A 7,286-nucleotide genomic window follows, 5' to 3' on the forward strand; every position below is an offset into this window, starting at 1 on the left:
ATCTCGGGCCGAACCCTGATGCGGACGCGGCCCGGCGTCATGGCGATGAAGGATCGTGTCGCACGGGGCGACATCACCTGCCTGATCGTCGAGGGCGTCGACCGTATCGGTCGCCGCGCGGCCGATATCACCGGCCTCTCCGACTGGTTCGAGGCCCGCAACGTCAAGCTCATCTCCGCCAGCGGTGGCGAATTGGACTGGAAACTGATCCCGTTCTACGGGGCCATCGCAGAGTTCCAGTCGCGCGAGATCGCCGACAAGACCAAGCGCGGCCAGATCGGCACGACAAAGCGGTCCCGGGTCGCAGCCGGTCTGGGATACGGCTACCGCATCGTGCCCGGGACGAGCGGACTGAACCGGGAGATCGATCCGGACCAGGCCGCCGTCGTGCGGCGCATCTTCGCGGACTACGCGGCCGGCCTGTCGCCCCGCAGGATCGCAGCGGATCTGAACGCGGAAGGGATTCCCTCCCCCTCCGGCGCGGGCTGGAACGACAGCACCATTCGCGGCAACGCCAAGAAGCGCGACGGCATGCTGCGCAACGAGGCCTACGTCGGGGTCATCGTCTACGGCCGCAACACGTTCAAGCGCGACCCGGAGACCGGGCTTCGCATTTCGAAGCCTGCGGATGTCACGAAGATCATCGACGCCGCCGCACCGGCGCTTCAGATCATCGACGACGATCTCTGGAACGCGGTGCAGGACCGTCTCGAGAAGACCTACGCCCGTTACGCTGGGAAGACGGCGCCGCTCAACGACAGTCACCGGCCCCAATACCTGCTGTCCCGGCTCCTGACCTGTGCATGCTGTGGCGGTGGCTATACGCTTGTCGCTCAGGATCGCTACGGCTGCTACAATCGCAAGACAAAGGGCCTGTCCGTCTGCGCGAACACCAAGACGATCACGCGGCACAAGGTGGAGGCCCGCGTCCTGGCGCGGCTCCGCGCCGGGCTGATCCATCCGGAGCTGGCGGAGCATTTCGCGGAGGAAGTGCACCGCGCGATGGCCGAGGCTGCCGCCAATACCGGCCCCGATCGTGACGCCCTCGCTGCCCAAATCGCCAAGGCCGATCTGGCCATCGATCGCCTGCTGAACCTGCTCGAGCAGGCCGACGACAGCGCATCGCTGCTGGCGCGCCTCAAGGACCGGGAAGCCGACCGCAGCCGCCTGCAACAGGCCCTCGCCACCGCACAGCATGATGCACCGGCGCCGAGCACGAGCTGAGTTCCCGCGTCGCGCGGCGGGTGGCCTACCTGTCACCGCCCGCCCGCCGGATGGGACGCATCGCCGCCCCGATCGGCGGTTTCCTCATGACGATCCCGGCCCATGTGAACGCCGCCCGCCAACGCCAGATCATCAACGCGATCGCCTGGATGGTCTCGCCCGAGGCGATGAAGGCCCACGTCAAGAACGGCTTTCCCGTGGCCCCTCGATTCTCGGTCTGCGCCGACCCCGAGGCGCTGGCCTCCTCTCCCATCGTGCGCATGGTCGACCAGATGGCGCGGCGCAACGAGCTTGTCACCTGGTCGCGCCCGCCGGTCCCCGCCTTCAACCTGATCGAACGGACCCTGGGCCGCGAGATCCACGACGCCGTCTTCAACGGCAAGGCACCGAAACAGGCGATCCGCGATGCGGAGAATGAGATCTATCGCAGCATCGATGTGGCGTCGGCGTCTTAGGTCGTCTTGAAAGTCCGTCGGGCGCTGCCCGCGGTTCGGGCCTCCGTGTGCGACTGCGGACGTGCCCGGCGTCACCGTGGTTGATTTTTGACACCGATCCCGGCATTTCAGGTCAATACCTGACAAATTGCTGATCCTATGAAAATCCATAAATTCGACGCCCATGGGCATGAGGGTGAGACGGTCGGCGACGTCGCCCACCGCCGGATCCGGTCGGACATCGTCCATGGCCGTCTGAAGCCGCTTCAGAAACTCAAGCTGGATGCGCTGAAGGAGAAGTATGGCGTCAGCGTCTCGACCCTGCGCGAGATCCTCAACCGTCTGACGGTCGAGCACCTCGTCACGGCCGAGGGGCAGCGGGGGTTCGAGGTCGCTCCCGTCAGCCAGGACGGTCTGCGCGACATCGCGGAGCTGCGCATCCTGCTCGAAACGCACGCCATCCGCCGTTCCCTGGCAGAAGGTGATCTGGACTGGCAGGGCAATGTCGTGTCGGAGCATTACAAGCTGTCGCAGGTCGAGAAGACCCTGATCGGCGGAAACGATGGCATGGTCGAACAATGGGTCCGGCAGGATTGGGGCTTTCACCACGCGGTCATCTCGGCCTGCGAATCCCCGGCGTTGATGGAACTGCATTCCTCAGTCTTCGACCGGTTCCAACGTTATCACATGCTGGTCCTCGACTTCCGAGGCAAGCCGGCGGCGGACGAGCACCAACAATTGCGGGACCTCGTGCTGGAACGCGATGCGGACGGTGCCGTCGCCCTGCTCGAACGCCATGTGCGCAGTGGTGTGGAGCACATCCTCGGGACTGGCCGGGTCCCCTGACATTTAAAACATGGAGATCGAGCAGCCTGCGGCAGCGGGCCTGAAGCGCTGGCTGCAGCAATCTTTCCATCTAAAAAATCGTATGACGTTTTTAAGTTTGACATACGAAACAACAAATGTTGACCTTCCTGCAGCCCACCTGACGGGCGCCACATCTTCGGGAGGATTTCATGTCACGTCTTGATCGCCGCGCGCTGCTGGTCGCCGCGCTCGCCACCGCCACCACGCTCGTCTGCGGGGGGATGGCCACAGCGCAGGATCGGCCGGTTCTGCGCCTGTCTTCCGTGGTCTCCGACACCGACATCCGCGCCACCGCGTTCCAGGAAATCGCCGACGCGGTCGCAGAACAGATCGATCTGCAGGTCTACAACGGCGCCACGCTGGTCCCGCAGGGGTCCGAGATCACGGCGATCCAGCGCGGCAACCTCGAGATGGGGATCGTCCCGCCGCAGGACATCGCCAACCAGATCCCGGAGTGGTCGATCCTGACCGCCGCCTACGTGCTGCAGGACGTGGATCATCTGAAGGCGGTGTTTGACGGCGACGTCGGCGCGCAGTTGAATGCCATGGCCGAGGAGATCGGCCTGCATATTATCACGCCGGTCTATTTCGGCACGCGTCAGGTGAACCTCGCCCCGGAGACGGAGGTCATGACGCCAGAGGACCTGTCCGGCGTGACCCTGCGGATGCCCGGCGGCGACGCCTGGCAGTTCCTGGGCACGGCGATCGGCGCAAGCCCCACGCCCCTGGCCTATTCCGAGGTCTATACCGCACTGCAGACCGGTGCCATCGACGGTCAGGACAATCCGCTGCCCAACGACTACAACATGAAGTTCTACGAGGTCACCAGCCAGATCGTGCTGACCGGGCATCTCGTCGGCTTCGACGTGCTGACCATCGGCTCCGAGGTCTGGAACAGCATGACGCCGGAGCAGCAGGAGCTGCTGCAGACCGCCTCCGAGGAAGCCATCGCGAAAAGCACGCAGGCCCACCTCGACCGTGAGGCGGAATTGGTGCAGTTCTTCAAGGACGAGGGCCTGAAGGTCTACGAGCCGGATCGCGAGGCCTTCCGCACCTTCGCGCAGGCCAAGTATCTGGAGTCCGACTTCGCGGCCTCCTGGCCCGACGGCATGCTGGATGCGATCAACGCTCTCGGCACTCCGTCGAACTGATCGGTTCCGTAATGAATGCCACCGGCAGAGCCATGCGTGGTTCTGCCGGCGATGCGGTCACCGGGCAATCGGGACCGCGCCTGTCACTGTTCCACGGATAGACCGATGCAGATCATGTCACACCGCTTGCGCCGGGTGGCGCGCCATGCGGCCGATGCCGTGCCGGCGCTGCTGCTGACCGCGATGTTCCTCGCCTTCATCGTGCAGGTCTTCATGCGCTACGTCCTGAACCAACCCGTCGGCTGGACGGTCGAGATCTGCGTCATGGCCTGGATCTGGATCATCCTGTGGGGCCAGTCCGTCTCGGCCCGCGAAACCGACGAGATCCGCTTCGATATCGTCTATGCTGGCGTCCGCCTGCAGACGAAACGGGTCTTCCGCATTCTGTTCTCCGCCTGCCTCGTCGCGATCTACGCCATCGCCCTGCCGGCGACCTGGGACTACGTGTCCTTCATGCGGATCGAGAAGACGTCCTACCTGGACATCCGCTACAACTGGGTCTTCTCGATCTTCGTGGTGTTCCTCATTGCCTCGATCCTGCGCTACGGCTGGATCTTCTGGACCGCCCTGCGCGGTATCGACACGACCGAAGAGGTCGATCCTCTCGCCGTCAGCCGCAAGGATTTCAGCGAATGACTTGGGAATTCGGGCTGACGATCTCGGCCATCGTCCTGACGGCGCTGCTGGGATTGCCGATCGGCCATGCGATGATCGGCGCATCGCTGTTCTATCTGCTGCTGGTCGGGTCCGACATGGGCATCGCCGCAGAGCAGATCCTGCGCGGTCTCTACGGCTCCTACGTCCTGCTCGCGATCCCGCTTTTCATCTTCGCCGCCGACCTGATGAACGTGGGCTCGCTGTCGGACCGGCTGCTGGACTTCTGCCGCGCGCTGGTGGGCCGCTTTCGCGGCGGCTTGGGCCACGTGAACGTCGTCTCGTCACTCATCTTCTCCGGCATGTCCGGGTCGGCTATCGCGGATGCGGTGGGCATGGGCCGGATCATCATCAACCTGATGACGAAGGACGGCAAATACCCCGCCGCCTATGCCGGAGCCATCACCGCCGCATCGGCCATCATCGGGCCGATCATCCCTCCGTCGATCCCCATGGTGCTCTACGCGCTGGTTTCCGACACCTCCATCGGCTTCCTGTTTCTCGGCGGTGTCGCCCCCGGCCTGATCCTTGGTCTTCTGCTGATGGTGATGAACGCGATCCAGGCACGCCGCTACGGCTTCCCGGTAGAGGCACCGGTGCCGATGCGCGAATTGCCCCGTGTGACCCTGCGCGCGGTGCCGGCCTTACTGATGCCGGTGATCCTGCTGGTCGGCATCTACGGCGGCATCACCACGCCGACAGAGGCCGCCGCCCTCGCCGCCCTCTATGCATTCGTCGTCTCGACCGTCTTCTACCGCTCGGTGAGCCTCCGGCTCGCCTACGAGACCGTCCGCCAGAGTGCGCGATCGACGGCGAGTGTCGGCATCCTAATCGCCGGCGCGCTGGTGTTCAACTACGTCGTCACGATCGAAAGGGTGCCCAATTCCATCCGCACCGTGATGGAGGGCTACGACCTCGGCCTCTACGGTTTTCTGCTGTTCGTGAACGTCTTCCTGCTGCTGCTCGGTTGCCTGCTGGAGGCGAACGCGATCCTGCTGGTCATCGTGCCGATCTTCCTGCCGACAGCCATGGCCCTGGGAGTCGACCCCGTCCATTTCGGCGTGATCGTCGTGGTGAACACGATGATTGGGCTGGCCACCCCGCCCTACGGGCTGCTGCTCTTCGTGGTGAGCGGCCTTACCAAATCGCCCATCGGCCAGACCGTGCGCCACCTGATGCCGTTCCTCGGCATCATGATCGTGGGCCTCGGCATCATCACCTTCGTGCCCGGCATCGTCCTGTGGCTGCCCCGTCTCTACGGCTACGCGAATTGACGTCAGGGCCGCCGCCCGTTTTTAGGAGAATACCGTGCCCCACCCCACCGCCACGAACGCCACCGACAAACCGGTGATCCTGATCATCAACGGTCCGAACCTGAACATGCTCGGCATCCGGCAGCCCGAGGTCTACGGTCACGACACGCTCGCCGATGTGGAGGCTCTCTGCCGCGCGACGGGAGAGGCCGTCGGGGTCGGGATCGATTTCCGGCAAAGCGACAGCGAGGCCGAGATCATCCGGTGGATCCAGCTGGCCCGCCAGTCCGCAGCCGGGATCGTGATCAACCCTGCCGGCTTCACCTCGACCTCGATCGCCATACTCGACGCATTGCTGATCTTCGACGGACCGATCTTCGAATGCCACATCTCGCCGTTGTTCCGCCGCGAGGAGTTTCGGCACCTCTCCTACGTCTCGAAGGCGGCGACGGCCAAGATCGAGGGGTTTGGTGTGGACGGTTATGCCTTTTCCATCGAGCGGTGCGCCGATCTGATACGGCCGCGTGATTGATCAAGACAGATCTGCCGCCCCACCGTCTGAAACCTGATGTCGCCTTCAGTCCCGGCAGTGACGGCCAGACAACAGATGTGACAGACGTGGTGTTGGATGTCACTGAGAACTGACCCAGCAGCAGTCGAAATTGTCACTGAGATTTGACCCATGTGGAACCTTGCCCCTGACGGGATTTGTCAGGGGATATTGCAGTGATCGACATGGGATTTTTTGAGCGTCATTCGACGTCGGGCTTTGCGGGACAAGATGCCCATTCGCGAGATTGCGCGGCGGACTGGACTGTCTCGCAACACCATTAAGAAGTATCTGCGGGCGGGGATCGTTGAGCCGCAGTTTCAAACGCCGACGCGACCGAGCAAGCTGGATCCGTATGCAGAGAAGCTGTCAGGCTGATTGGTGACCGAGCAGCGCAAGTCGCGCAAGGACCGGCGCACTACCAAGCAGATGCACGCTGATCTGCTTCAGCCTGGCTATGAAGGCTCGTTTGAGCGGGTCGCAGCCTTTGTGCGGACCTGGAAAGGAGACCGGCAACGCGCGTAACAGACGACCGATCGCGGGACATTTGTGCTGCTGGTGTTCCAGCCGGGCGAGGCGTTCCAGTTCGACTGGAGCGAGGACTGGGCCCATGTCGGCGGCGAGCGCATCAAGTTGCAGGTGGCTCACATCAAGCTGTCGCACAGCTGCGCGTTTTTGGTCAGAGCGTATCGCCCACGTGCTTGATCACCTTCGACCGTAATCGCTACTCTGTGCCTGCCAGCTTCGCAAACCGCCCCGTCAGCCTGCATATCTACCCTGAACAGCTGGTGATCGTGGCCGAAGGGCACTTGGTCTGCGAGCATCAGCGCATCATTGAGCGGTCACACCGGCAAGCCGGACAGCTTGCCGAAAGTCTCGTCCGCTTTGATCTCGTGATCCTGGACGAACTTGGCTACCTGCCATTCAGTGCATCATGCGGCGCGCTACTCTTCTATTTGCTCAGCAAACTTTACGAACGCACCAGCATAGTAATCACCACATATTTGAGCTTCAGCGAATGGTCCATGTCTTTGGGGACCCCAAAATGACGACAGCACTTGACCTGCCCCCCGCAATATCCCTCAGCCTGATGTAGAGTTTGCTCAACCGTGAAGGAGCAGACGAATGAGAAAGAGCCGTTTCACCGAGGCGC

At 63.2% G+C, this 7,286-nt stretch carries 7 protein-coding genes and 1 pseudogene; all 8 read left to right on the plus strand.

Annotated features, from left to right (window positions below; all coding sequences use genetic code 11):
• The coding region (locus tag BUA54_RS20185) for a recombinase family protein (protein WP_072859036.1) at window positions 1–1,224 on the plus strand (1,224 nt) is incomplete at its 5' end.
• Window positions 1,225–1,244: 20 nt separating this feature from the next.
• Window positions 1,245–1,679 carry a type 2 periplasmic-binding domain-containing protein gene (locus BUA54_RS20190; RefSeq protein WP_072859037.1) on the plus strand — a complete coding sequence of 145 codons (435 nt, stop codon included), beginning with the start codon at window positions 1,245–1,247 and terminating at the stop codon, window positions 1,677–1,679.
• A 138-nt stretch (window positions 1,680–1,817) separates the two neighbouring features.
• Complete coding sequence (locus BUA54_RS20195) at window positions 1,818–2,504, plus strand: GntR family transcriptional regulator (protein WP_072859038.1); 687 nt, start codon at window positions 1,818–1,820, stop codon at window positions 2,502–2,504.
• Between the two features lie 170 nt (window positions 2,505–2,674).
• The gene (gene dctP / locus BUA54_RS20200; RefSeq protein WP_072859039.1) at window positions 2,675–3,676 is read left to right on the plus strand and encodes a TRAP transporter substrate-binding protein DctP; all 1,002 of its coding nucleotides are present in this window, start codon (window positions 2,675–2,677) and stop codon (window positions 3,674–3,676) included.
• A 105-nt stretch (window positions 3,677–3,781) separates the two neighbouring features.
• Window positions 3,782–4,312: a TRAP transporter small permease gene (locus BUA54_RS20205; RefSeq protein WP_218588326.1), complete on the plus strand. Its 531-nt coding sequence runs from the start codon at window positions 3,782–3,784 to the stop codon at window positions 4,310–4,312.
• Window positions 4,309–5,604, plus strand: coding sequence for a TRAP transporter large permease (locus BUA54_RS20210; RefSeq protein ID WP_072859040.1), 1,296 nt, complete (start codon window positions 4,309–4,311; stop codon window positions 5,602–5,604). Before BUA54_RS20205 ends, BUA54_RS20210 begins: the two co-directional genes overlap by 4 nt.
• A 34-nt stretch (window positions 5,605–5,638) precedes the next feature.
• A complete protein-coding gene (locus BUA54_RS20215; RefSeq protein WP_072859041.1) occupies window positions 5,639–6,115 on the plus strand; it encodes a type II 3-dehydroquinate dehydratase in 477 nt (158 codons plus the stop codon).
• A 249-nt stretch (window positions 6,116–6,364) separates the two neighbouring features.
• Window positions 6,365–7,182, plus strand: a pseudogene (locus BUA54_RS21690) (ATP-binding protein).
• Window positions 7,183–7,286: the final 104 nt, after the last annotated feature.

The sequence above is a fragment of the Loktanella atrilutea genome (genome assembly GCF_900128995.1).
Lineage (GTDB): Bacteria > Pseudomonadota > Alphaproteobacteria > Rhodobacterales > Rhodobacteraceae > Loktanella > Loktanella atrilutea.

Excerpts from the sequence above, each read along its gene's own strand:
- BUA54_RS20205 (WP_218588326.1), top strand. The coding sequence starts at position 3,782 with ATGCAGATCATGTCACACCGCTTGCGCCGGGTGGCGCGCCATGCGGCC.
- BUA54_RS20195 (WP_072859038.1), top strand. The coding sequence starts at position 1,818 with ATGAAAATCCATAAATTCGACGCCCATGGGCATGAGGGTGAGACGGTC.
- dctP (WP_072859039.1), top strand. The coding sequence starts at position 2,675 with ATGTCACGTCTTGATCGCCGCGCGCTGCTGGTCGCCGCGCTCGCCACC.
- BUA54_RS20210 (WP_072859040.1), top strand. The coding sequence starts at position 4,309 with ATGACTTGGGAATTCGGGCTGACGATCTCGGCCATCGTCCTGACGGCG.